The organism is Pseudomonas sp. NFACC45 (assembly GCF_900113505.1).
Lineage (GTDB): Bacteria > Pseudomonadota > Gammaproteobacteria > Pseudomonadales > Pseudomonadaceae > Aquipseudomonas > Aquipseudomonas tehranensis.
Genome location: NZ_FOPO01000016.1, coordinates 52026 through 76715, shown reverse-complemented (window position 1 = coordinate 76715; position 24690 = coordinate 52026). Strand labels below are relative to the sequence as shown.

General features: G+C 59.0%; 22 protein-coding genes. 17 read left to right on the top strand and 5 right to left on the bottom strand.

Annotation, left to right across the window (positions count from 1 at the left end):
* Nucleotides 1-10: 10 nt before the first annotated feature.
* Nucleotides 11-1705 (bottom strand): lactate permease LctP family transporter, encoded by a 1695-nt coding sequence (locus BM132_RS25875; protein ID WP_092459612.1) that lies wholly within the window; start codon nucleotides 1703-1705, stop codon nucleotides 11-13.
* A gap of 263 nt (nucleotides 1706-1968) precedes the next feature.
* On the opposite strand from BM132_RS25875, the gene BM132_RS25870 reads away from it, so the two are divergent.
* On the top strand, nucleotides 1969-2736 hold the full coding sequence (locus BM132_RS25870) for an FCD domain-containing protein (RefSeq protein ID WP_092394318.1): 768 nt from the start codon (nucleotides 1969-1971) through the stop codon (nucleotides 2734-2736).
* Nucleotides 2737-2890: 154 nt separating this feature from the next.
* Here BM132_RS25870 and smpB read toward each other — a convergent pair whose 3' ends face one another.
* A complete protein-coding gene (smpB, locus tag BM132_RS25865) occupies nucleotides 2891-3373 on the bottom strand; it encodes an SsrA-binding protein SmpB (RefSeq protein ID WP_025211771.1) in 483 nt (160 codons plus the stop codon).
* 118 nt (nucleotides 3374-3491) lie between these two features.
* Here smpB and BM132_RS25860 point away from each other — a divergent pair, with 118 nt between their 5' ends.
* Genes BM132_RS25860 through BM132_RS25850 form a run of 3 tightly spaced genes read left to right on the top strand, consistent with a single transcriptional unit; the run spans nucleotide 3492 to nucleotide 5645 of the window.
* Nucleotides 3492-4895: a sodium-dependent transporter gene (locus BM132_RS25860; protein WP_092459701.1), complete on the top strand. Its 1404-nt coding sequence runs from the start codon at nucleotides 3492-3494 to the stop codon at nucleotides 4893-4895.
* 7 nt (nucleotides 4896-4902) lie between these two features.
* The gene (locus tag BM132_RS25855) at nucleotides 4903-5346 is read left to right on the top strand and encodes a type II toxin-antitoxin system RatA family toxin (protein ID WP_092394314.1); all 444 of its coding nucleotides are present in this window, start codon (nucleotides 4903-4905) and stop codon (nucleotides 5344-5346) included.
* Entirely contained in the window at nucleotides 5343-5645 is a 303-nt protein-coding gene (locus BM132_RS25850) for an RnfH family protein (protein ID WP_092459610.1), read from the top strand. The genes BM132_RS25855 and BM132_RS25850 overlap by 4 nt, the downstream gene beginning before the upstream one ends.
* A 54-nt stretch (nucleotides 5646-5699) precedes the next feature.
* On the opposite strand, the gene BM132_RS25845 is transcribed toward BM132_RS25850, so the two are convergent.
* Nucleotides 5700-6227: an outer membrane protein assembly factor BamE gene (locus BM132_RS25845; RefSeq protein WP_092394308.1), complete on the bottom strand. Its 528-nt coding sequence runs from the start codon at nucleotides 6225-6227 to the stop codon at nucleotides 5700-5702.
* A gap of 97 nt (nucleotides 6228-6324) precedes the next feature.
* On the opposite strand from BM132_RS25845, the gene fur reads away from it, so the two are divergent.
* On the top strand, nucleotides 6325-6729 hold the full coding sequence (fur, locus tag BM132_RS25840) for a ferric iron uptake transcriptional regulator (RefSeq protein WP_092394305.1): 405 nt from the start codon (nucleotides 6325-6327) through the stop codon (nucleotides 6727-6729).
* 77 nt (nucleotides 6730-6806) lie between these two features.
* Here fur and recN read toward each other — a convergent pair whose 3' ends face one another.
* Complete coding sequence (gene recN / locus BM132_RS25835) at nucleotides 6807-8480, bottom strand: DNA repair protein RecN (protein ID WP_092459608.1); 1674 nt, start codon at nucleotides 8478-8480, stop codon at nucleotides 6807-6809.
* A gap of 241 nt (nucleotides 8481-8721) precedes the next feature.
* Here recN and grpE point away from each other — a divergent pair, with 241 nt between their 5' ends.
* The 8 genes from grpE (at nucleotide 8722) to BM132_RS25795 (ending at nucleotide 19277) form a co-directional block, all read left to right on the top strand.
* The gene (gene grpE, locus BM132_RS25830) at nucleotides 8722-9288 is read left to right on the top strand and encodes a nucleotide exchange factor GrpE (RefSeq protein ID WP_092394299.1); all 567 of its coding nucleotides are present in this window, start codon (nucleotides 8722-8724) and stop codon (nucleotides 9286-9288) included.
* Nucleotides 9289-9389: 101 nt separating this feature from the next.
* Nucleotides 9390-11306, top strand: coding sequence for a molecular chaperone DnaK (gene dnaK / locus BM132_RS25825; RefSeq protein ID WP_092394296.1), 1917 nt, complete (start codon nucleotides 9390-9392; stop codon nucleotides 11304-11306).
* Between the two features lie 360 nt (nucleotides 11307-11666).
* Nucleotides 11667-12791, top strand: coding sequence for a molecular chaperone DnaJ (gene dnaJ, locus BM132_RS25820; protein ID WP_047229065.1), 1125 nt, complete (start codon nucleotides 11667-11669; stop codon nucleotides 12789-12791).
* Between the two features lie 9 nt (nucleotides 12792-12800).
* Nucleotides 12801-13607, top strand: a complete 807-nt coding sequence (dapB, locus tag BM132_RS25815) for a 4-hydroxy-tetrahydrodipicolinate reductase (protein WP_092394293.1) — start codon at nucleotides 12801-12803, stop codon at nucleotides 13605-13607.
* Nucleotides 13608-13901: 294 nt separating this feature from the next.
* Entirely contained in the window at nucleotides 13902-15038 is a 1137-nt protein-coding gene (gene carA, locus BM132_RS25810) for a glutamine-hydrolyzing carbamoyl-phosphate synthase small subunit (RefSeq protein ID WP_047229063.1), read from the top strand.
* A gap of 105 nt (nucleotides 15039-15143) precedes the next feature.
* Nucleotides 15144-18365, top strand: coding sequence for a carbamoyl-phosphate synthase large subunit (gene carB, locus BM132_RS25805; RefSeq protein WP_092394290.1), 3222 nt, complete (start codon nucleotides 15144-15146; stop codon nucleotides 18363-18365).
* 2 nt (nucleotides 18366-18367) lie between these two features.
* Nucleotides 18368-18844, top strand: a complete 477-nt coding sequence (greA, locus tag BM132_RS25800) for a transcription elongation factor GreA (RefSeq protein WP_030139783.1) — start codon at nucleotides 18368-18370, stop codon at nucleotides 18842-18844.
* A gap of 28 nt (nucleotides 18845-18872) precedes the next feature.
* A complete protein-coding gene (locus BM132_RS25795; RefSeq protein ID WP_047229061.1) occupies nucleotides 18873-19277 on the top strand; it encodes a hypothetical protein in 405 nt (134 codons plus the stop codon).
* Between the two features lie 10 nt (nucleotides 19278-19287).
* Here the strand turns inward: BM132_RS25795 and BM132_RS25790 are convergent, their stop codons facing one another.
* Nucleotides 19288-19596 carry a YhbY family RNA-binding protein gene (locus tag BM132_RS25790; protein WP_003177852.1) on the bottom strand — a complete coding sequence of 103 codons (309 nt, stop codon included), beginning with the start codon at nucleotides 19594-19596 and terminating at the stop codon, nucleotides 19288-19290.
* 107 nt (nucleotides 19597-19703) lie between these two features.
* On the opposite strand from BM132_RS25790, the gene rlmE reads away from it, so the two are divergent.
* From rlmE to glmM, 4 genes are all read left to right on the top strand, one after another.
* Nucleotides 19704-20354, top strand: a complete 651-nt coding sequence (rlmE, locus tag BM132_RS25785; RefSeq protein WP_047229060.1) for a 23S rRNA (uridine(2552)-2'-O)-methyltransferase RlmE — start codon at nucleotides 19704-19706, stop codon at nucleotides 20352-20354.
* Nucleotides 20355-20546: 192 nt separating this feature from the next.
* The gene (gene ftsH, locus BM132_RS25780) at nucleotides 20547-22460 is read left to right on the top strand and encodes an ATP-dependent zinc metalloprotease FtsH (RefSeq protein ID WP_047229059.1); all 1914 of its coding nucleotides are present in this window, start codon (nucleotides 20547-20549) and stop codon (nucleotides 22458-22460) included.
* An 8-nt stretch (nucleotides 22461-22468) separates the two neighbouring features.
* Entirely contained in the window at nucleotides 22469-23320 is an 852-nt protein-coding gene (gene folP, locus BM132_RS25775) for a dihydropteroate synthase (protein ID WP_092459606.1), read from the top strand.
* Between the two features lie 16 nt (nucleotides 23321-23336).
* Nucleotides 23337-24674, top strand: a complete 1338-nt coding sequence (gene glmM / locus BM132_RS25770) for a phosphoglucosamine mutase (protein ID WP_092394281.1) — start codon at nucleotides 23337-23339, stop codon at nucleotides 24672-24674.
* The last annotated feature ends 16 nt before the right edge of the window (nucleotides 24675-24690 follow it).

Here is a 24690-nt window from a genome sequence, read left to right as displayed (position 1 = left end):
GCTGTCGTGCTTAGTGCACCAGCATGCCGGTGAGCCAATAGGCCTGGGCCAAGGTGATCAAGCCCACGATCGTTGCAAAGAATAGGCTGTGTTTCAGGGTGAAGCGGAACAGATCCGACTCCTTGCCCACCAGGCCGGTCGCAGCGCAGGCCACGGCAATGGACTGTGGCGAAATCATTTTGCCGGTCACGCCGCCGCTGGTGTTGGCGGCGACCAGCAATGTGTCGTTGACGCCGATCTGGTGCGCGGTGGTGGCTTGCAGCGAGCCGAACAACGCGTTGGACGAGGTATCGGACCCGGTCAGGAACACCCCCAGCCAGCCCAGGAATGGCGAGAAGAACGGGAACGCCGCGCCTGTGCCGGCCAACACCAGGGCCATGGTGGACGACATGCCCGAGAAGTTGGTGACGAATGCGAACGCCAACACCATGCCAATGGACAGGATAGGCCACCGCAGCTCGTAGAAGGTTTCTTTTAAAGTGGTAAGACCAGTTCTAAGGTTGATGTTCAGCACCAGCATCGAGATCAATGCCGAAAAGAAAATCGCTGTGCCGGTGGCGGAAATCGGATCAAGTTTGAAGATCGCCGGGATGGCCGTTGGATTGGTCACGATCGGTGCGACCTTGATCACCATCTGATCCAGGTGCGGGATGGCGAAATTGAACACCCAGCCATACATCGATCCGCCCGGGGCGAACATGGCCTTGAACGGTTTGAGCGTCCAGATCGTCACCAGCACGGTGAGGATCAGGAACGGCGACCAGGCCTTGATGATTTCTCCCAGGCTGTAAGGGGACGCCACGGTGCTGCGCGGCTGGCCGAAACCGCCGACGCTGGCGGTAATGGCTGCGCTGGAGGTGGCGCCGGCAATCTGCGCGCCGGCAGTGCGTTTTGGCTGCCAGACTTTCAGGAACAGAGTCAGGGAAACCAGGCTGGCCAGGGCCGAGGTGATGTCCGGCAGTTCCGGGCCGATGAAGTTGGAGGTGAAGTATTGGGTGATGGCGAAGCTCAAGCCTGCCACCAGCGCTGCCGGCCAGGTTTCCCGTACGCCGCGCACACCGTCCATCATGAACACCAGCCAGAACGGCACGAACAGTGACAACAATGGCAACTGACGGCCCGTCATGGCGCCGATCTTGAACGCGTCGATCCCGGTGACCTGACCGGCCACGATAATCGGAATGCCCAGGGCGCCGAAGGCCACGGGGGCGGTGTTGGCGATCAGGCACAGGCCGGCGGCGTACAGGGGGTTGAAGCCCAGGCCGACCAACAGTGCTGCAGTAATCGCTACCGGCGCGCCGAAGCCGGCGGCACCTTCCAGAAATGCCCCGAAGCAAAAGCCGATCAACAGCACCTGAAGGCGCTGGTCATCGGTGATCGACAGCACCGAGCTGCGGATCACTTCGAACTGGCCGCTCTTGACGGTCAGTTTGTAGAGAAATACTGCCGCGACGATGATCCAGGCGATCGGCCACAGGCCATAGGCAAAACCATAACCGGCTGCAGCGAACGCCATGTCCGCCGGCATTTGAAACGCGAAGATCGCCACGGCGATCGCCAGGGCCAGAGTGATGCTGCCGGCCACATGTCCCTTGAGGCGAAACACCGCCAGGGCCAGGAAGAAAAATACGATGGGAATGACGGCCGCAAGTGCGGACAAGCCGAGGCTGCCGAGCGGGCTGTAGAGCTGTTGCCAGGTTTGCATAGTGGGTGGGCCCCTAATTGTTGTTGGTCAGGCACTGGTCAGCGATTTTGGATAATTGGTAAGACCAATTTACAAGCGCTGTCGGCTAGGGTAAAAGCCTTGGTTGTCGCATGTCAATTTGCCGCTCTGAAACTTTCGTCGAATGAGGACGGTCGTTGGCATCTGATCTGTGGGTATAAGTGGCTTCTGGAGGGTGTCGGCGGGGCGCGGATAGGCCAGAATAGAGAGCCCGGCGAGCCGTCGGGATCGTGGAGAGTCGAGTTATGGGGTTTGATCAGATTCGTCAGCGCCGTTTGTCTGACGATATTGTCGAGCGGCTTGAAGGAATGATCCTTGAAGGCACGCTGAAATCCGGCGAACGCCTGCCCGCCGAGCGTGCCTTGGCTGAGCAGTTCGGCGTGTCACGCCCTTCGTTGCGCGAAGCGATTCAGAAACTGGCGGCCAAGGGTTTGCTGGTCAGTCGCCAGGGTGGTGGCAACTATGTGGTGGAGTCGCTGGGCTCAACCTTCAGTGATCCACTGTTGCAGTTGTTGGAAAGCAATCCTGAAGCGCAACGTGATTTGCTGGAGTTTCGCCATACCCTGGAAGCTTCCTGCGCTTACTACGCGGCACAGCGGGCCACTGACGTGGATCGCGAGCGGCTGACGGCGGCGTTCGAGGAGCTTCAGGATTGCTATTCACGCCATGAAAATGTGAGCCGGGCAGAGGAGGGCGCGGCCGATGCCCGGTTTCACCTGGCCATCGCCGAAGCCAGTCACAATGCAGTGTTGCTGCATACGATTCGGGGTCTGTTCGACCTACTCAAACGCAACGTCGTCACCAACATTGGCGGCATGTACAAGCAGCGCAGCGAAACCCGAGACATGCTCATCAGCCAGCATCGGGAGTTGTACCAGGCCATTATGGGCGGGCACGCCGAGCAGGCCCGGGAAGTCTCCAGCCGGCATATTTTGTATGTGCAGGAAGTGTTGGAAGAGGTACGTCAGGAAGTGCAGCGGGTGGCGCGGGCGGAGCGGCGCAAGGGGATGTAGTCAGTTGGTTCTATAGCGATTGGACTCCTGTGGGAGCGAGCCTGCTCGCGAAAACGGTCTGTCTGACACATCAAGGTTGCATGTGCCTCCGTCATCGCGAGCAGGCTCGCTCCCACATTGGATCTTCAGCGAGCACAGAGCCCAGGCGAAAGAATCAGTCTTCCTTGCCCTTGTTACGCACCGCGCGTTGCAGCTCGCGACCGGCGTCGCGTTCGCGCTCGGTATCACGCTTGTCGTATTCCTTCTTGCCTTTGCCCAGCGCGATTTCGCACTTGATCAAATGCTTGCTCCAGTACAACGACGTGCAGACGCAGGCGTAGCCTTTTTGCTGCACGGACGCGAAGAGCTTTTCCAGCTCGCGCCTGTTGAGCAGCAGCTTGCGCGAGCGTGTCGGATCGGCGATGACGTGGGTGCTGGCGGTGGTCAGGGGCGTGATATGGCTGCCCAGCAGCCAGGCCTCGCCGTCCTTGAGCAGCACATAACTGTCGACCAGTTGCGCCTTGCCTGCACGTAAGCTCTTTACTTCCCAGCCGGCCAGGACCATGCCAGCCTCGAAACGCTGTTCGATGAAGTAGTCGTGTCGCGCTTTTTTATTTTGCGCGATGGTCCCTGTGGGGTGTTTCTTCTGTTTAGCCATAGGGGCGGCATTATAGGCAGTTGCGGGCGTGTCGGCTACGGTGAAGCTGCGTGCTTGAGCAGGTTGAATGAATCCCGGACAATGCGGCCTCTTTTTCGAACGCTTGGGCGTGATCACGATGTCGACAGACAAGGTTTCTGTCCACGGCAGTTGGGCTAGCCGCTGGGTCTTCATATTCGCCGCAACCGGTTCGGCCGTGGGGCTGGGCAGTATCTGGAAATTTCCCTACATGGTCGGCGTCTATGGTGGCGGTGCCTTTGTATTGATGTTTCTGGCGTGCATCGCGCTCATTGGCGCGCCGGTGATGCTGGCCGAAACCCTCATCGGTCGTCGCGCCCGGCAAAGCCCGGCCAATGCCTTGAAGGTGCTGGCAATGGAGGCCGGGCACTCGGCCAAGTGGTCGTGGGGCGCGTTTGCCGGAATGATCACGGCGCTACTGATCCTGTCTTTCTACAGTGTGGTTGGCGGCTGGTCGCTGGACTACATCATCGATATGGGGCGTGGGGACTTTCAGGGGGTGACACCCGATCAGGTCGGCGCCTACTTCGGCGATGTGATCTCCGATCCCTGGCGGCTGACACTTTGGCATACGATTTTCATGCTGCTTTCTGCGGTGGTGATTGCCCGTGGGGTGGTTGCGGGGCTTGAGCGCAGCCTGCGAATCATGATGCCGCTGCTGTTCGTGATGATCCTGGTATTGCTGGGCTACAGCATGACCACCGGGCACTTCATGGAAGGCGTTCACTTCATGTTCGATTTCCAGCCGGAGAAAGTTCTGGATGGCCTGCTGCCGGCCATGGGGCATGCGTTTTTCTCCCTGAGCGTGGGGGTGGGGTCGATCATGATCTATGGCGCCTACATGCCCAAGAGCGCCTCGCTGACCAGGACCGTCGTTGGTGTCGCGCTGCTGGATACCTTTGTATCGTTGCTGGCCGGGCTGGCGTTGTTTCCGATTGTCTTCGCCGCCGGCCTGAACCCTAGCGAAGGGCCGGGGCTGATGTTTGTCAGCCTGCCATTCGCTTTCGGCAACATGGCATTTGGTCAATTCATGGGCGTGGTGTTTTTTCTCCTGGTGGCCATTGCCGCCTGGAGTTCGGCCATTTCCCTGCTCGAACCCATGGTCGCCTATCTGGTGGAGCGGACCCGGCTCAGTCGCGCCTGGGTGACGTTCTGGCTGGCCTTTACCTGTTGGTTCGTTGGCCTGGGGACGGTGTTTTCCTTCAATATATGGAAACAAGCGAAGTTTTTCGTGAACGACGGCGGGCTGTTCCATCTCTACCAGTGGGGAGCGGCCGGAGGGCTGGATTTCTTCGGCGTGATTGATTTCTTCACATCACGGATCATGCTGCCGCTGGGTGGTTTGTGTTTCGTGGTGTTTGCAGGATGGGTCATGGGGCGTGAGGCGGTGCGTGACGAATTGTCGTTGCGCAGTCCTGTATTGTTTACCTTGAGCCTGTTCTTGATGCGCTATGTGGCGCCCATCGGCATTCTCGTAGTGTTTGCCGCCCAGCTGTGGAAGTGACGCTTACATGACGACACATATTCAACGCTCGGCCTTGCTGCCCTATCCGGCGCAGGCGTTGTACGACCTGGTCAACGATGTAGCAAGTTACCCGCAATTTTTGCCTTGGTGCTCGTCCGCCGAAGTGCTCGAAAGCTCTGAAACCCATATGCGCGCCAGCCTCAATGTCGCCAAGGGCGGATTGAGCCAGCACTTTGTCACGCGCAACACCCTGGTGCCTGGACAGTCCATTGAAATGAACCTGGAAGAAGGGCCTTTCAATCAGCTCCACGGCGTCTGGGTGTTCAAGGCGCTGGGAGAGAAGGCCTGCAAGATCAGCCTGGATCTGTCGTTCGACTACGCAGGCCCGTTGGTGCGAGCCACGCTTGGCCCGCTGTTCAATCAGGCGGCCAATACCCTAGTCGACGCATTCTGCCAGCGCGCCAAGCAAAACGCCGAGCTTGCGCGTTGATTGAGCTGGAAGTGGTGTATGCCTGCGTCGATCGTCAGGTCTTGCGCGTATTTTCCGTGCCGGAAGGCACCAGTGTTCGGACGGCGTTAGCGGCTTCTGGCATTGCTGCCGAGTTTCCGCAGCTGGATCTGGCCACTTGCCCGGTGGGGATTTTTGGCAAGGTGGTGGCCGATCCGGATCGCCAGGTGGTGCGGGCGGCTGATCGACTTGAAATTTATCGACCGTTATTGGCCGATCCAAAAGAGATTCGGCGGCTGCGCGCCGCCAAGGCCGCTCAGGCGCGCCAAGCTGATCAATAGCGCTGAATTGCAGGCCATAAAAAACCCGGCAAGCCGGGTTTTTTATTGAGCAATTTATTGCGGCGAGGTATCCAGCGGTTCTGGCGTCGGGACCGGTACGGTCTCGACGTTGTCCACGTCCTTCTGGATCTGATCGAGCAACGAGCCTGGCTTGACCGGTTTTTCCGGTTTCGGCTGCTCGGCATTCTGGGCTGGGTCGGTCACCACAGTGCCGCTGTCCTGGCCCATAATGGCCTCGTCGCGGCTCACGCCGGGCATGAAATCGCCCGACAGGCTGACAAGCTGGTCATTGGCGTTGAAGATAACGCTGATGCGTTCCTGTTGGCGTTCACCACCACCTGGTTGCAGGCTGTACAAATAATCCCAGCGATCGGCATGGAACGTGTCGGTCAGCAGAGGGTTACCCATGATAAACCGTACTTGCCGACGGGTCATTCCCGGGCGTAACTGGTCTATCATGTCCTGCGTGACGACATTGCCCTGCTGGATGTCGATTTTGTAAACCCCGGGGAATGAACAACCGGCGAGTGCGAGCAGTCCCACAAAGGTGAAACTGGTTAGCAAGAGCTTGGTGTTTTGCATCGGTGGGCGACTTCCACTATCTTGGCTGGGACAACGTAAACGCCGATCATACCCGCATTAAGAGAAGCTGCGAAGCAGCATCGCGAGAAAGCTGACCATGGTTGAAAATAGCGAACTACGCAAAGCCGGCCTCAAAGTGACCCTGCCACGGGTCAAAATTCTACAAATGCTCGATTCCGCCGAGCAGCGCCACATGAGTGCCGAGGATGTCTACAAGGCACTTATGGAAGCTGGCGAGGACGTCGGTCTGGCCACGGTTTACCGTGTCCTGACCCAGTTCGAAGCGGCGGGGCTTGTGGCTCGTCACAATTTCGATGGCGGTCATGCGGTCTTTGAATTGGCTGACGGGGAACATCACGATCACATGGTGAACGTGGAAACCCGTGAGGTCATCGAATTCATTAGCCCGGAAATCGAAGCGCTGCAAAAGGAAATCGCTGAAAGACATGGTTTCGAGCTGATCGATCACCATCTCGTCTTGCATGTGCGCGAGAAGAAGTAAGCACGTCGCGTGAGCCCAAAGCTCTCAAAACGAAAGAAGGCGACCCCCAGGGTCGCCTTCTTGCTTTACGGCTTTTGTCAGGCTTTTGCCGCGACGACCATTTTCTTCGCGTGGGCCAGGGATTCTTTGGTGAGATCAATCCCCCCCAGCATCCGTGCCACTTCTTCAACTCGCTCGTTCTTGTTCAGCTTGGACACAGCGGTGCGAGTGGCGTCCTCATCACGCACCTTGTGCACAAATAAATGCTGGTGTCCTTGGGCTGCGACCTGGGGCAGGTGAGTCACTGTCAGCACCTGGCCGCGCTCCCCGAGTCGACGCAGCAACTGGCCGACAATTTCCGCCGTAGGGCCGCCAATACCCACGTCCACTTCGTCGAATACCAGCGTCGGCACGCGAGAGGTCTGTGCGGTGATGACCTGGATGGCCAGGCTGATTCGTGATAACTCGCCGCCGGAGGCGACTTTGGCCAGGGCCTTGAGCGGTTGCCCGGGGTTGGCGCTGACCAGCAACTCCACCTGCTCCAGCCCGTTGGGTTGAAGCTCGTCCCCCGTGTTGGGGTGCAGCTCGATGGTGAAGCGCCCGCCGGGCATGCCCAGGCGCTGGATCTCCTGCTCAACGGCACTGGCCAGCCCGGTCGCGGCCTGTTGACGCAGTTCACTGAGCTCCCTGGCTTTCTCCTGATAATGACGGGCATAGGACGCCAATTCGTCTCCCAGGCGCTCAATGGATTCGTCGTTAGCGTTCAGGGTCTCCAGTTCTTCAAGCAGGCGTTGCTGCAGTTCGGCGACATCGGTTGGCTGGACGCGGTGCTTGCGCGCCAGGGTATAGATAGTGTCCAGGCGTTCTTCCAGATATTGCAGGCGCGCCGGATCGGCGTCGAAATGATCCAGAAACCGGTTGAGTTCGCCGACGGCCTCCTCGACCTGAATCTGTGCACTCGTGAGCAGATTGGTCGCCTCGCTCAGGGCGCCTACCGAATTGTTGACGCTGGACAGCCGGTTCAGGCTGGCGGTCAGTGCATTGAGCACGTTACCCGAGTCGCTTTCACTGCATTGCTCGACCACTTGCCGGCAAATGCCCAGCAGGGTTTCGGCATTGGTGAGGTTCTTGTGTTCCTGTTCCAGTTCCGCCAGCTCGTTTTCACCCAAGGCCAGGTTCTCCAGCTCTTCGAGCTGATAACTCAGCAACTGGTGGCGGGCACGTTGTTCGTCACCGGAGTTGGAGAGTCGATCCAGTTCCTGGCGGGTCTGGCGCCATCGCTGGGCGGCCAGTTGAACCTGGCGGGCCAGGTCGGTGGCGCCGGCGTATTCGTCGAGCAGGCGGCGATGGGTCTCGGTCTTGAGCAGGGACTGGTGTTCATGTTGGCTGTGGATGTCGATCAACAGCTCACCCAACGCCTTGAGGTCGCCGAGGGGGCAGGGCGTACCGTTGATGTAGCCCCGCGACCGACCTTCGGCGGTGATGACGCGGCGCAATATGCACAGGCCGTCGGTATCCAGGTCACGTTCCGCCAGCCAGGCGCTGGCTTCGGGAATGTCGATCAGGTCGAAGGTGGCCAGGATGTCGGCCTTGTCCGCGCCGGGGCGTACCACGCCACTGTCGGCGCGATCGCCCAGCGTCAGGCCCAGGGCGTCGAGCATGATGGATTTGCCAGCACCGGTTTCACCGGTGATCACGCTCATGCCCCGATCGAGTTCGAGGTCGAGGTGTTCGACGATGGCGTAGTTGTGTACGGACAGGTGCACCAGCATAAAGGCCGCTCCCAGGCTTAGGTCTGGTTATTTATACAGTGTTTTGTTTCGAGCTGACAATGCCTTTGCTTAGCTCGATTTGCTTGAGCGAATGACTTTCTTAGCACCGGGAGGAATGGATATGCAGGGGTTTTTTGTAAGGTTAATTCGTCGGACCGCCCTTGAAGCTGAAAAACCCGGCCCCATATACCGGGGCAGAAGCGCGAGTTGAGCTCGCGGACGAAGTTGAAAGGAGAAATCTATGGCTGACGAACAGACGCAGGACACGCAAAATCTAGACGCCAATCAGGCTCCCCAGGATTCGGGTGACGACCTGGCGGCACGTGTACAAGTGCTCGAAGAGCAACTGGCCGGTGCGCAGGATCAGGCGTTGCGTGTAGCCGCCGACCTGCAGAATGTCCGCCGTCGCGCCGAGCAAGATGTTGAAAAAGCTCATAAATTCGCCCTGGAGCGGTTCGCAGGCGACCTGTTGCCGATCATCGACAGTCTGGAGCGCGGCCTGGAGCTGTCCAATCCGGACGACGAAAACATTCGTCCGATGCGTGAAGGCATTGAGCTGACCTTGAAAATGTTCCAGGACACGCTCAAGCGCTATCAGCTTGAAGCCATTGATCCGCATGGCGAGCCCTTCAATGCCGAGCACCATCAGGCCATGGCGATGCAGGAAAGTGCAGACGTCGAGCCCAACAGCGTATTGAAGGTTTTCCAGAAGGGCTACCTGCTCAATGGTCGCTTGCTGCGCCCGGCCATGGTTGTGGTCAGCAAGGCACCAGCACCGGTTTCGCCTTCTATTGATGAGCAGGCTTGAAATTCCGCGCAGCGGCCCCATTTAGAAGTCAAGCGTTTAAGTGCTACCGCAGTTAGCCACCACTGCTGCGGCAACAAAATCCAAGTTCCGGGAGAGTTAACATGGGCAAGATTATCGGTATCGACCTGGGGACCACCAACTCGTGCGTCTCCGTGCTGGAAAACGGCAAGGCCAAAGTAATTGAAAACGCTGAAGGCGCGCGTACTACGCCGTCGATCATCGCGTACGCCAACGATGGCGAAATTCTGGTTGGCCAATCCGCCAAGCGTCAGGCAGTGACCAATCCGCATAACACCCTCTACGCGGTGAAGCGTCTGATCGGTCGCAAGTTCGACGAAGAAGTCGTTCAGAAAGACATCAAGATGGTGCCTTACAAAATCGCCAAGGCTGACAACGGCGACGCCTGGGTTGAAGTGAACGGCCAGAAAATGGCGCCGCCACAGATCTCGGCGGAAATCCTGAAGAAAATGAAGAAAACCGCCGAAGACTACCTCGGCGAAGCGGTGACCGAAGCGGTCATCACTGTTCCGGCCTACTTCAACGACAGCCAGCGTCAGGCGACCAAAGACGCCGGCCGCATCGCGGGCCTGGACGTCAAGCGCATCATCAACGAACCCACCGCAGCCGCTCTGGCTTACGGCATGGACAAGGCCAAGGGCGATCACACCGTGATCGTTTATGACTTGGGTGGCGGTACCTTCGACGTCTCCGTGATCGAGATCGCTGAAGTCGATGGTGAGCACCAGTTCGAAGTACTGGCCACCAACGGTGACACCTTCCTCGGTGGTGAGGACTTCGACATTCGTCTGATCGACTACCTCGTCGACGAATTCAAGAAAGAAAGCGGCATGAACCTCAAGGGTGACCCGCTGGCCATGCAGCGTCTGAAAGAAGCTGCCGAAAAAGCCAAGATCGAGCTGTCCTCGAGCCAGTCGACCGACGTGAACCTGCCGTACATCACTGCAGATGCCACCGGTCCGAAGCACCTGAACGTGAAAATCTCCCGCGCCAAGCTCGAAGCGCTGGTGGAAGACCTGGTTCAGCGCACCATCGAACCTTGCCGCATTGCCATGAAGGACGCCGGTATCGACGTTGGTTCGATCAACGACGTGATCCTGGTCGGCGGCCAGACCCGTATGCCGCTGGTTCAGAAGCTGGTGACCGATTTCTTCGGTAAAGAAGCGCGTAAAGACGTGAACCCGGACGAAGCCGTTGCCATGGGTGCCGCGATCCAGGGTGCTGTTCTGGCCGGTGACGTGAAAGACGTTCTGCTGCTCGACGTCAGCCCGCTGACCCTGGGTATCGAAACCATGGGTGGCGTGATGACTGCGCTGATCGAGAAAAACACGACGATTCCTACCAAGAAATCCCAAGTGTTCTCGACCGCCGATGACAACCAGAACGCCGTGACCATTCACGTGCTGCAGGGTGAGCGCAAGCAAGCTGCGCAGAACAAGTCCCTGGGCAAGTTCGACCTGGCCGAGATTCCGCCAGCTCCACGTGGCGTGCCACAAATCGAAGTGACCTTCGACATCGACGCCAACGGCATCCTGCACGTTGGTGCGAAAGACAAGGCCACCGGCAAGACCCAGTCGATCGTGATCAAGGCCAACTCCGGTCTGTCCGAGGAAGAAATTCAGCAGATGGTTCGCGATGCTGAAGTCAACGCCGAAGAAGACCGCAAGTTCGAAGAGCTGGCCAGTGCTCGCAACCAGGGTGACGCCCTGGTGCACTCGACTCGCAAGATGATCGCTGATGCTGGCGACAAAGTGACCGCTGAAGAGAAAACCGCCATCGAGGCTGCCGTGGTTGCCCTTGAAGCAGCTGTCAAAGGCGACGACAAGGCAGCCATCGAGGCGAAGATCGAAGAGCTGTCCAAGGTCTCCGCACCAGTGGCTCAGAAGATGTACGCCGAGCAGGCTCAGCCGGCTGAAGGCGCGGCGCAGCAAGGCGAGTCGGCCGAAAAAGCCGATGATGTCGTTGATGCCGAGTTCGAAGAAGTGAAAGACCACAAGTAATCGCTTGTTGGTCGGCCGGTTGACTGCATTTGTGCGGTGACTGGTAGGATGTCGCCGCGCGGGAGCTTGCTCCCGCGTTGGCGTGTCTGGAGTCAGTGAATTTTTACAGCATGCGACAGCGTTCGGATGCTGGCGGCGTGATCGGGAATGCTCCTGCTTTCCGAGCGAGAGACGCCGCGTTTTGGCCGGTTCCCTGGCTGAAAGAGGTGGGTTTGTACGGAAAGTCGCACTTTTCGTTCAAGGCCCAAGACCAGGATCGTTGAATCGACGTGAGTTGGGTCCGGGCCTGTATTGCGGCTCAACGAGTTTGGCAAGGTTCAGGAGAGGTTTGCCGGACGTCCTATAAGAGTGCAAAGACTAATGGCAAAGCGTGACTATTACGAAGTATTGGGTGTCGAGCGTGGTTCAAGCGACGCGGACCTGAAAAAGGCCTACCGTCGTCTGGCAATGAAGCACCACCCGGACCGTAATCCCGACGACAAAGCGTCGGAAGAGTTGTTCAAGGAAGCCAACGAGGCTTACGAAGTACTGTCCGATTCCAGCAAGCGTGCTGCTTACGACCAGTACGGTCATGCTGGCGTCGATCCGAGCATGGGCGGCGGCGGTGCCGGTTTTGGCGGGCAGAACTTCTCCGATATTTTTGGCGATGTGTTCAGCGACTTCTTCGGTGGCGGTCGCGGTGGTGCGCGTGGTGGCGCCCAGCGCGGCAGCGATTTGCGCTACACGCTGGAGTTGAATCTGGAAGAGGCGGTGCGCGGTACCACCGTCAATATCCGTGTTCCCACGCTGGTCAATTGCAAGCCGTGTGACGGTTCGGGCGCCAAGAAGGGCTCCTCGCCCGTCACCTGCCCGACCTGCGGCGGCATCGGTCAGGTGCGTATGCAACAGGGCTTCTTCTCTGTGCAGCAGACCTGCCCGCGTTGCCACGGGCAAGGCAAGATCATCTCCGATCCGTGCGATTCCTGCCACGGCGAAGGGCGCGTCGAAGAGTACAAGACGCTGTCGGTGAAAGTGCCGGCTGGTGTCGATACCGGTGACCGCATCCGTTTGTCCGGCGAAGGCGAGGCGGGTGCCCAAGGCGGCCCGACCGGCGACTTGTACGTGGTCATCAATGTGCGTGAGCACGCTATTTTCCAGCGCGACGGCAAGCATCTGTTCTGCGAAGTGCCGATCAGTTTCGTCGATGCGGCCTTGGGCGGCGAACTTGAGATCCCGACCCTCGATGGTCGCGTGAAGCTGAAAATCCCCGAGGGCACGCAAACCGGCAAGCAGTTCCGGATTCGCGGCAAGGGTGTTGCGCCGGTGCGTGGCGGCGGTGCGGGTGACCTGATGTGCCGTGTTGCGGTGGAAACTCCGGTCAACCTGAGCCGGCGCCAGCGCGAGTTGCTGGAAGAGTTCCGCAGTTCGCTGGCGGACGATAACAGCCACTCCCCGAAAACCACCGGTTGGTTCGAAGGCGTGAAGCGCTTCTTCGGCGATCTGTAAGGAGCTCGCATGCGACGTATAGCTGTGATGGGCGCTGCCGGGCGCATGGGCAAGGCGTTGGTCGAGGCGGTGCAGCAGCGCTCGCCGCTCTCGGGCCTGACAGCCGCTATCGTCCGGCCCGACAGTACGCTGGTCGGTGCTGATGCGGGTGAGCTGGCATCCCTGGGGCGTATCGGGGTACCGATGTCCGGTGGCCTGGAAAAGGTCTTGGATGAGTTCGATGTCCTGATCGATTTCACCCTGCCGCAAGTGATGCTGAAAAACCTCGCCATTTGCCGCAAGCACGGCAAGGCGATGGTCATTGGCACGACCGGGCTGGATGCTGCGCAAAAGCAGTTGCTGGCCGAGGCTGGCAACGATATTCCGATCGTTTTTGCGGCGAACTTCAGCGTGGGTGTGAATCTGTCGTTGAAGCTGCTTGAGATGACGGCTCGGGTTTTGGGTGACGATGCGGATATCGAAATCATCGAGGCTCACCACCGACACAAGATCGACGCGCCTTCGGGCACGGCCCTGCGCATGGGTGAAGTGATTGCCGATGCCTTGGGTCGCGATCTGCAGAAGGTCGCCGTCTACGGGCGCGAAGGGCATACCGGTGCCCGTGAGCGAGACACCATCGGTTTCGCCACGGTGCGTGGTGGTGATGTGGTGGGGGATCACACCGTGCTGTTCGCCACAGAGGGCGAGCGTCTGGAGATCACTCACAAGGCGTCAAGCCGGATGACCTTCGCCAAGGGTGCGGTGCGTGCCGCTTTGTGGCTGGATGGTCGCGAGGCTGGTCTGTACGACATGCAGGATGTTCTCGACCTGCGTTGATGTTCCGGTGTGCTGTCTCGCAAACCTTTTGCCAGACGCAGCGCCAGAAAGCGGGGTTCAGGTTATACTGAGCCCCGTTTTACACCGCCTCGCGACGACCTGTCGCATTCCCCTGCCTTTAAGGCTCATTAGCGGTGGACCAAAAAAGCCTTTTTCTGTAAGCTACAGCTTTAGTGTGTCCACTAAAAGCGCGCAGAATAATTCAGTGAACAAGCGGGGTGACGTGTCCATACGTCACTCCGCTTTTTTACAACCTGCGATCGCCCTTTCAGGCTTTATTTACGGGAGGTCTTCTTGACTAAGCCAGCCATACTCGCCCTTGCTGATGGCAGCATTTTTCGCGGCGAAGCCATTGGAGCCGACGGTCAGACCGTTGGTGAGGTGGTGTTTAACACCGCAATGACCGGCTATCAGGAAATTCTTACCGATCCTTCCTACGCCCAGCAAATCGTTACTTTGACTTACCCGCACATCGGCAACACCGGCACCACGCCGCAAGATGCCGAGTCCGATCGTGTCTGGTCCGCCGGCCTGGTCATCCGTGACCTGCCGTTGGTAGCGAGCAACTGGCGTAACACCATGTCCCTGTCCGACTACCTGAAAGCCAACAACGTTGTGGCGATCGCCGGTATCGACACCCGTCGCCTGACCCGCATCCTCCGCGAGAAAGGCGCGCAGAACGGCTGCATCATGGCCGGTGACAACATCACCGAAGAAGCTGCCATCGCCGCTGCCCAGGGCTTCCCTGGCCTTAAGGGCATGGATCTGGCGAAAGTCGTCAGCACCAAGAAGCAGTATGAGTGGCGCTCCACGGTCTGGGACTTGAAAACCGACAGCCACGCGACGATCGAGGCTTCCGAGCTGCCGTACCACGTGGTTGCGTACGACTACGGCGTCAAGCTGAACATCCTGCGCATGCTGGTGGAGCGTGGTTGCCGCGTTACTGTGGTGCCCGCGCAGACCCCGGCGGCAGATGTCCTGGCCCTCAATCCTGACGGCGTGTTCCTGTCCAACGGCCCGGGTGACCCCGAGCCTTGCGACTACGCTATCCAGGCGATCAAGGACGTGCTGGAAACCGAGATCCCGGTGTTCGGCATCTGCCTCGGTCATCAGTTGCTGGCCCTCGCGTCGGGCGCCAAGACCTTGAAAATGGGTCACGGTCACCACGGCGCCAACCACCCGGTCCAGGACCTGGATACTGGCGTGGTGATGATCACCAGTCAGAACCACGGTTTTGCGGTGGATGAGGCGACCCTGCCGGCAAACGTGCGTGCGATCCATAAGTCGCTGTTCGACGGCACGCTGCAAGGCATCGAGCGTACCGACAAGAGCGCATTCAGCTTCCAGGGCCACCCTGAAGCGAGCCCTGGCCCGAACGATGTAGCGCCGCTGTTCGATCGCTTCATCACCGAGATGGCCAAGCGACGCTGACCGCGTGAAGCCCGAGGGCGGCCCCGAAACCGGTGGTCCCCTTGGGCGCTGCAAAGATTGTTCGACGGCCTAGCCGACTGACCTGCGGATTTGAGTGACAAACCCATGCCAAAACGTACAGACATAAAAAGCATCCTGATTCTCGGCGCTGGCCCGATCGTGATCGGCCAGGCTTGCGAATTCGACTACTCCGGCGCCCAGGCCTGTAAAGCCCTGCGCGAAGAGGGTTATCGCGTCATCCTGGTGAACTCCAACCCGGCCACCATCATGACCGACCCGGCCATGGCCGACGCCACCTACATCGAGCCGATCAAGTGGCAGACCGTTGCCAAGATCATCGAAAAGGAGCGCCCGGACGCACTGCTGCCGACCATGGGTGGTCAGACTGCATTGAACTGCGCCCTGGACCTGGAACGTGAAGGCGTCCTGGAGAAGTTCGGTGTGGAAATGATCGGCGCCAATGCCGATACCATCGACAAGGCCGAAGACCGTTCGCGCTTCGACAAGGCGATGAAATCCATCGGCCTGGACTGCCCGCGCTCGGGCATCGCCCATAGCATGGAAGAGGCCAACGCCGTTCTGGAGCGTCTGGGTTTCCCATGCATCATCCGTCCGTCCTTCACCATGGGCGGCACCGGTGGCGGCATCGCTTACAACCGTGAAGAATTCGAAGAAATCTGTGCCCGTGGTCTGGATCTGTCGCCGACCAAAGAGCTGCTGATCGACGAATCTCTGATCGGCTGGAAAGAATATGAAATGGAAGTTGTCCGCGACAAAAAGGACAACTGCATCATCGTCTGCTCCATCGAAAACTTCGACCCGATGGGCGTGCACACCGGTGACTCCATCACCGTCGCACCCGCCCAGACCCTGACTGACAAGGAATACCAGATCCTGCGTAACGCCTCCCTGGCGGTGCTGCGTGAGATCGGCGTGGAAACCGGCGGCTCCAACGTCCAGTTCGGCATCTGCCCGAACACCGGTCGCATGGTGGTCATCGAGATGAACCCGCGGGTATCCCGTTCCTCGGCCCTGGCCTCGAAAGCCACCGGCTTCCCGATCGCCAAGGTCGCGGCCAAGCTGGCTGTGGGTTACACCCTGGACGAACTGTCGAATGACATCACCGGCGGCAAGACCCCGGCGTCTTTCGAGCCGTCCATCGACTATGTCGTCACCAAGCTGCCACGTTTCGCCTTCGAGAAATTCGCCAAGGCCGACGCCCGCCTGACCACTCAGATGAAGTCGGTCGGTGAAGTCATGGCCATCGGCCGGACCTTCCAGGAGTCCCTGCAGAAAGCCCTTCGCGGTCTGGAAGTGGGTGTTTGCGGCCTTGATCCGAAGCTGGACCTGAGCCATCCGGACGCCATGAGCGAGCTCAAGCGTGAGCTGACCGTACCGGGTGCCGAGCGGATCTGGTACGTGGCGGACGCCTTCCGTGCCGGCATGACCGTCGAGCAGATCTTCGGCATGAACATGATCGACCCTTGGTTCCTGGTGCAGATCGAAGATCTGATCAAGGAAGAAGAGAAGGTCAAGACCCTGGGCATGTCCAGCATTGACCATGCCACCATGTTCCGCCTCAAGCGCAAGGGCTTCTCCGACATGCGCCTGGCAAAACTGCTGGGTGTGACCGAGAAGAGCCTGCGGGCTCATCGCCACAAGCTTGAAGTGTTCCCGGTCTACAAGCGCGTAGACACCTGCGCCGCCGAATTCGCCACCGACACCGCTTACCTGTACTCCACGTACGAAGAAGAGTGTGAAGCTGCGCCGTCGACTCGTGACAAAATCATGATCCTGGGCGGCGGTCCTAACCGGATCGGCCAGGGTATCGAGTTCGACTACTGCTGCGTGCACGCGGCACTGGCTCTGCGCGACGACGGGTACGAGACCATCATGGTCAACTGCAACCCGGAAACCGTGTCCACCGACTACGACACCTCTGATCGCCTGTATTTCGAACCAGTGACCCTGGAAGACGTGCTGGAAATCGTCCGTGTCGAGAAGCCAAAAGGTGTGATCGTCCAGTACGGTGGCCAGACCCCTCTGAAACTGGCGCGTGCTCTTGAAGCGGCCGGTGTGCCGATCATCGGGACCAGTCCGGATGCCATCGACCGTGCCGAAGACCGTGAGCGCTTCCAGCAGATGGTCGAGCGTCTGAACCTGCGTCAGCCGCCTAACGCTACCGTGCGCAGTGAAGACGAAGCGATTCGCGCCGCCGCCAAGATCGGTTACCCGCTGGTGGTGCGTCCGTCCTATGTACTGGGCGGTCGGGCGATGGAAATCGTCTATCAGGAAGATGAGCTCAAGCGCTACCTGCGCGAAGCGGTTCAGGTGTCCAACGACAGCCCTGTGCTGCTGGACCACTTCCTCAACTGCGCCATCGAAATGGACGTGGATGCGGTCTGTGACGGCAAGGACGTGGTGATCGGCGCGATCATGCAGCACATCGAGCAGGCCGGTGTTCACTCCGGTGACTCCGCTTGTTCGCTGCCGCCTTATTCGTTGCCGGCCCACATCCAGGACGAAATGCGCGAGCAGGTCAAGAAAATGGCCTTGGAACTGGGCGTGGTCGGCCTGATGAACGTGCAACTGGCCCTGCAGGGCGAGGACATCTACGTCATCGAAGTCAACCCGCGCGCTTCCCGTACCGTACCGTTCGTCTCCAAGTGCATCGGTGTGTCCCTGGCGATGATCGCTGCACGGGTCATGGCCGGTAAGACCCTGAAAGAGCTGAACTTCACCAAGGAAATCATTCCGAACTTCTACAGCGTCAAAGAGGCGGTGTTCCCGTTCGCCAAGTTCCCTGGCGTGGACCCGATCCTCGGCCCTGAAATGAAGTCCACCGGCGAAGTCATGGGCGTGGGCGATACCTTCGGCGAAGCGTTTGCCAAGGCCCAGATGGGCGCCAGCGAAGTTCTGCCGACTGGCGGCACGGCGTTCATCAGCGTGCGTGATGACGACAAGCCGCTGGTTGCAGGCGTGGCCCGTGATCTGATCAACTTGGGCTTCGAAGTGGTCGCCACTGCCGGTACCGCCAAGCTGATCGAAGCGGCTGGCTTGAAGGTGCGCCGCGTGAACAAGGTGACCGAGGGGCGTCCGCACGTGGTCGACATGATCAAGAATGACGAAGTCACGCTGATCATCAACACCACCGAAGGTCGCCAGTCGATCGCCGATTCGTATTCCATTCGTCGCAACGCGCTGCAGCACAAGATCTACTGCACCACGACCATTGCTGCGGGCGAAGCTATCTGCGAAGCGCTCAAGTTCGGTCCCGAGAAGACCGTGCGTCGCTTGCAGGATCTACATGCAGGATTGAAGGCATGAGCATAACCAAGTACCCGATGACTGTTCAGGGCGCGAAGGCCCTGGAGGAAGAACACGCTTTCCTGACCAAGGTCGAGCGCCCGCGCCTGAGCCAGGCGATTGGCGAAGCGCGTGAGCTGGGCGATCTCAAGGAAAACGCCGAATACCACGCTGCCCGCGAGGAGCAGGGTATGGTCGAGGCGCGAGTCCGTGATATCGAAGGCCGCATGCAGAATGCCGTGATCATCGATGTCACGACGATCCCGCACACTGGCAAGGTCATTTTCGGCACCACGGTGGAAATCGCCAACGTTGAGACGGATGAAAGCGTCACTTACCAGATCGTTGGTGAGGATGAGGCGGACATCAAGCTCGGCAAGATTTCCGTCGGCTCTCCCATTGCCCGCGCCTTGATTGCCAAGGAAGAGGGTGATGTGGTGGCTGTGAAGACACCAGGTGGTGTCATCGAGTATGAGATTGTCGAAGTCCGTCACATCTGAGCGAAGGCGTCCGCTGCGAGCGGGCGCCATGATCTGGCAGCTCACCCAGATGTTGTGGGTGGGCGGCGTCTGGTTGTTGCACGTCGGTTTGCTGCCGGTGCTGGGTCGAATCGGCCTGGCACCGCTGCTCATCGATGAAATCGCAGCTATGCTGACGTCGCTTCTGGTGGGTTTTTCCTCGGCATGCGTAGTGTTTCAGGCTTTGGTGCTGGTTCAGGCCGAGGGCCTTGACAGTCTATGGCGCGACATTCGTGGGCAGTTGCTGCTCATGTCGTTGTATGCGTGCGGGATGTTTCTTGCTGTACGTCTCGGCTGGCCGGATGCGAGCCTGTGGCAGGTATTCAGTTATCTGGTGCTGGGTTTTTCCGGGTTGGTGCTGGTGTTGCAACCGGTACCCGGATGGAGCAGCAGGGTGCGCGAAGCACACCCCTGACCCTTTGGCATTACTTGAAGCGGTGAACGTTCGACAGTTGCTTGTTGACGCTGAAATTCTTGCGATAAATCAGTGCCATCTTGCCGATGACCTGCACCAGGTCTGCCTTGCCGGTCTTGCACAGTTCGGCAACGGCAGCCAGGCGGGCTTCGCGATCGAGAATATTGAGCTTGATCTTGATAAGCTCATGATCGCCCAAGGCGCGTTCCAGCTCAGCTAGAACACCTTCAGTCAAACCGTTGTCAGCCACAGTCAAAACCGGTTTCAGATGGTGGCCAATGGATTTGTATTGTTTCTTCTGCTCTTGAGTGAGCGGCATAATCTGACCCCTGCGTCTGATCTTGTAAAAAGCGGCGGCCAGTTTACCCGAGCGAGTCCGGGACCGCCCAGTTAATCACGACCCGTTTTATTTTTTAGAGGTGGCCCGTGGCCCGTTCCAAGACTAGCCAGAACTGGCTCAGAGAGCATTTCAACGATCCGTACGTCAAAATGGCGCAAAAAGACGGCTATCGTTCTCGTGCCAGCTATAAATTGCTCGAAATCCAGGAGAAGGATCGTCTGATCCGCCCAGGCATGACCGTGATCGACCTCGGCGCCGCGCCGGGGGGGTGGTCTCAGGTGACCAGTCGTCTGATCGGCGGTCAGGGGCGATTGATTGCTTCCGACATCCTGGAAATGGACAGTATCCCCGACGTGACCTTCATTCAGGGCGATTTCACCGAAGACGCCGTGCTGGCGCAGATTCTCGAGGCGGTCGGAAATACGCAGGTTGACCTTGTGATTTCCGATATGGCCCCCAATATGAGTGGATTAGCGGCTGTCGACATGCCTCGAGCCATGTTCCTCAGCGAGTTGGCCCTGGATCTTGCCGGGCGGGTGTTGCGCCCAGGTGGTGATTTTTTGATCAAGGTCTTCCAGGGTGAAGGTTTTGATGAATACCACAAGGGGATGCGCAAGCTGTTCGACAAAGTGCAGATGCGCAAGCCATTGTCGTCGCGCGATCGCTCTCGTGAGCAGTATCTGCTGGCGCGGGGCTTCCGGGGAATTGAAGGCGCAGCCAGTGATGAGCGTCTTTGATAAAGGCTGATAGTTTTTTTTGTCTCGCCTTGCAAGAGCCGTGTTACGAAAATTACGCGGTCAGAGTTTCACAAAGGGTTACAGACGGCGCCTGCCAGAGTCGTAGGTAATGTAGTAAGTTAGGCCGGTGAATATCATGCGAAGCGCGCGCCAGTAGCGGAGCTTGCTTCAGAGGGTAGTTAATTGAACGATATGGCAAAGAATCTGATCCTGTGGTTGATCATCGCCGCTGTCCTTGTGACCGTGATGAACAACTTCTCCAGCCCTAACGAGCCGCAGACCCTCAACTATTCCGACTTCATCCAGCAAGTCAAGGATGGCAAGGTCGAGCGCGTTGCCGTCGATGGTTATGTGATTACCGGCAAGCGCACCGATGGCGACAGCTTCAAGACCATTCGTCCGGCGATTCAGGACAACGGCCTGATCGGCGATCTGGTGGACAACCATGTCGTGGTAGAAGGCAAGCAGCCTGAGCAGCAGAGCATCTGGACCCAGCTGTTGGTGGCCAGCTTCCCGATCCTGGTGATCATCGCGGTGTTCATGTTCTTCATGCGCCAGATGCAGGGCGGTGCTGGTGGCAAGGGCGGGCCGATGAGTTTCGGCAAAAGCAAGGCCCGACTGCTCTCTGAAGACCAGGTGAAGACCACCCTGGCCGACGTCGCCGGGTGCGATGAGGCCAAGGAAGAGGTCGGCGAGCTGGTTGAATTCCTGCGTGATCCGGGCAAGTTCCAGCGCCTGGGCGGCCGTATCCCGCGCGGCGTGCTGATGGTGGGTCCTCCGGGTACCGGTAAAACCTTGCTGGCCAAAGCGATTGCCGGCGAAGCCAAAGTGCCGTTCTTCACGATTTCCGGTTCCGACTTCGTTGAAATGTTCGTCGGTGTGGGCGCCAGTCGTGTGCGCGACATGTTCGAACAGGCCAAGAAACACGCGCCTTGCATCATCTTCATCGACGAAATCGACGCTGTCGGTCGCCATCGTGGCGCCGGCATGGGTGGTGGTCACGACGAGCGCGAGCAGACCCTCAACCAGTTGCTGGTCGAGATGGACGGTTTTGAAATGAATGACGGCATCATCGTGATTGCCGCCACCAACCGTCCGGACGTGCTCGATCCTGCGCTGTTGCGTCCAGGTCGTTTCGACCGCCAGGTTGTGGTGGGGCTGCCGGACATTCGTGGTCGCGAACAGATCCTCAAGGTTCATATGCGTAAGGTGCCGATGGGTGACGACGTCGCTCCGGCAGTGATCGCTCGTGGTACTCCGGGTTTTTCCGGTGCCGACCTTGCGAACCTGGTCAATGAGGCGTCGCTGTTCGCTGCTCGGACCGGCAAGCGTGTCGTTGAAATGAAAGAATTCGAACTGGCCAAAGACAAGATCATGATGGGCGCGGAGCGCAAATCCATGGTCATGTCCGAGAAAGAAAAGCAGAATACGGCGTATCACGAGGCGGGTCACGCGATCGTTGGTCGTGTGGTGCCCGAGCATGATCCGGTCTACAAGGTTTCGATCATTCCGCGCGGTCGTGCCTTGGGTGTGACCATGTTCCTGCCGGAAGAAGATCGTTACAGCCTGTCCAAGCGGGCGTTGATCAGCCAGATCTGTTCGCTCTACGGCGGCCGTATTGCCGAAGAAATGACGCTGGGCTTTGACGGTGTAACCACCGGCGCGTCCAACGACATCATGCGTGCCAGTCAGATCGCCCGGAACATGGTCACCAAGTGGGGTCTGTCCGAAAAACTGGGCCCACTGATGTACGCCGAAGAAGAGGGTGAAGTGTTCCTCGGTCGTGGTGGCGGTGGCCAGCACGCAAGCTTCTCCGGCGAGACGGCAAAGCTGATCGACTCTGAGGTGCGCAGCATCATCGACCAGTGCTATGGCACCGCCAAGCAGATCCTCACGGATAACCGTGACAAGCTCGACGCCATGGCTGATGCCCTGATGAAGTATGAAACCATTGATGCCGAGCAGATCGACGACATCATGGCAGGTCGCGAGCCTCGCGAGCCTCGTGACTGGTCGGGCGGCGGCACCGGTACGTCCGGTACGCCTCCGGCGGTACAGGGCGAGCGTCCGGAGACACCGATTGGCGGTCCGGCTGCTGACGTTTAAGGCTTGAAATGACTTCTGTTCAGTCCTCAACCCGGTTGCCTTGCGGCAACCGGGTTCTTGATTTGTCCCATGTCCATGTCATGGGCATTCTCAATGTCACTCCCGATTCCTTTTCCGATGGCGGTCGATTCAGTCAGCTTGATGCTGCCTTGCGGCATGCCGAGGCTATGGTCGCTGCCGGCGCGACGCTGATCGATGTCGGCGGTGAGTCGACCCGGCCAGGCGCGCGGGCAGTTTCGCCCACCGAAGAGCTGGAGCGCGTGGCGCCGATTGTCGAGCGCATCCATCGCGAGCTTGATGTCATAATCTCGGTGGATACGTCCACGCCTGCGGTCATGCGTGAGACTGCGCGACTTGGAGCGGGTTTGATCAACGACGTGCGTTCCTTGCGGCGCGATGGTGCCCTGGATGCCGCAGCGGCTACGGGGTTGCCGGTGTGCCTGATGCATATGCTGGGCGAGCCCGGAACCATGCAGGACGACCCGCACTATCATGATGTGACCAGGGAAGTCGGTGAGTTTCTCGTGGAGCGCCTGGATCAATGTGCCGCCGCAGGCATTCCTGCGCAGCGGATCATTCTTGATCCCGGGTTCGGCTTTGCCAAGACGTTGGCTCACAACCTGAGCCTGTTCAAACATATGGAAGCCTTGCATGCCCTGGGGCGGCCCCTGTTGGTCGGGGTTTCGCGAAAGAGCATGATAGGCAATGCCCTGGGTCGTCCCGTGGGGGAGCGCCTGTACGGCGGTCTTGCGCTGGCGGCCCTGGCTATTACAAAAGGCGCACGCATATTGCGGGTGCATGATGTGGCCGAAACGATGGATGTTGTGCGGATGATCGCAGCAGTGGATTCAGCCGAATAAGAATGACGGAGCACTTATGAGCAAGAAATACTTTGGCACCGACGGTATTCGTGGTCGGGTCGGCGAATACCCCATTACCCCTGATTTCATGCTCAAGCTCGGCTGGGCTGCCGGCATGGCGTTCCGCAAGATGGGCGCCTGCAAGGTACTGGTTGGCAAAGACACGCGAATTTCCGGCTACATGTTCGAATCGGCGCTTGAGGCCGGCCTGACTTCGGCGGGCGCCGATGTGATGCTGCTCGGCCCGATGCCGACGCCGGCCATCGCCTACCTGACGCGCACGTTCCAGGCCCAGGCAGGTATCGTGATCAGTGCTTCGCACAACCCGCATGATGACAATGGCATCAAGTTCTTCTCCGGCCAGGGTACCAAGCTGCCGGATGATATCGAGCTGATGATCGAAGAGCTGCTGGACGCGCCGATGACTGTGGTTGAGTCGAGCAAGATCGGTAAAGTGTCGCGGATCAACGATGCTTCAGGTCGTTACATTGAATTCTGCAAAGGCAGCGTGCCCACCGGTACGAGCTTTTCGGGTCTGAAAATCGTCGTTGATTGTGCTCATGGCGCAACTTATAAAGTCGCACCAAGCGTATTCCGCGAGTTGGGGGCAGAGGTTGTCGTGCTCTCCGCCCAGCCTAACGGGCTGAACATCAACGACAACTGCGGTTCCACTCATACCGAGGCGCTGCAAGCGGCTGTGCTGGCCGAGCAGGCTGATCTCGGGATTGCCTTTGATGGTGACGGTGATCGGGTCTTGATGGTTGATCACACCGGCACTGTCGTCGATGGTGATGAGCTGCTGTTCATCATTGCTCGCGACTTGCACGGGCGCGGCAAGCTGCAGGGCGGTGTGGTGGGGACGTTGATGAGCAATCTCGGGCTCGAGCTGGCCCTGGCGGACCTGGATATTCCCTTCGTGCGGGCCAACGTCGGTGATCGCTATGTGATCTCGGAGCTGCTGGAGCGCAATTGGGTGATCGGGGGCGAGAACTCCGGGCATATCGTTTGTTTTGACCACACCACCACTGGTGATGCGATTATTGCTGCCTTGCAAGTGCTGATGGCGCTCAAGGCGCGCAATGAAGGACTGGCGCAGTCGCGTCAGGCATTGCGCAAATGTCCGCAGGTGCTGATTAATGTGCGTTTCGGCGGAGGTGCGAACCCTCTGGAGCATGCGACGGTCAAGCAAGCCAGCGAGCGCGTAACGCAGGCTATGGCCGGGCGTGGGCGCGTGCTATTGCGCAAGTCGGGTACCGAGCCGTTGGTGCGGGTCATGGTCGAAGGCGAGGATGAAGCACAGGTCCGCGGTTATGCTGAAGAGCTGGCGAAGCTTGTTAGTGAAGTTTCTGCCTGAATTCGGCTTGCCAGTC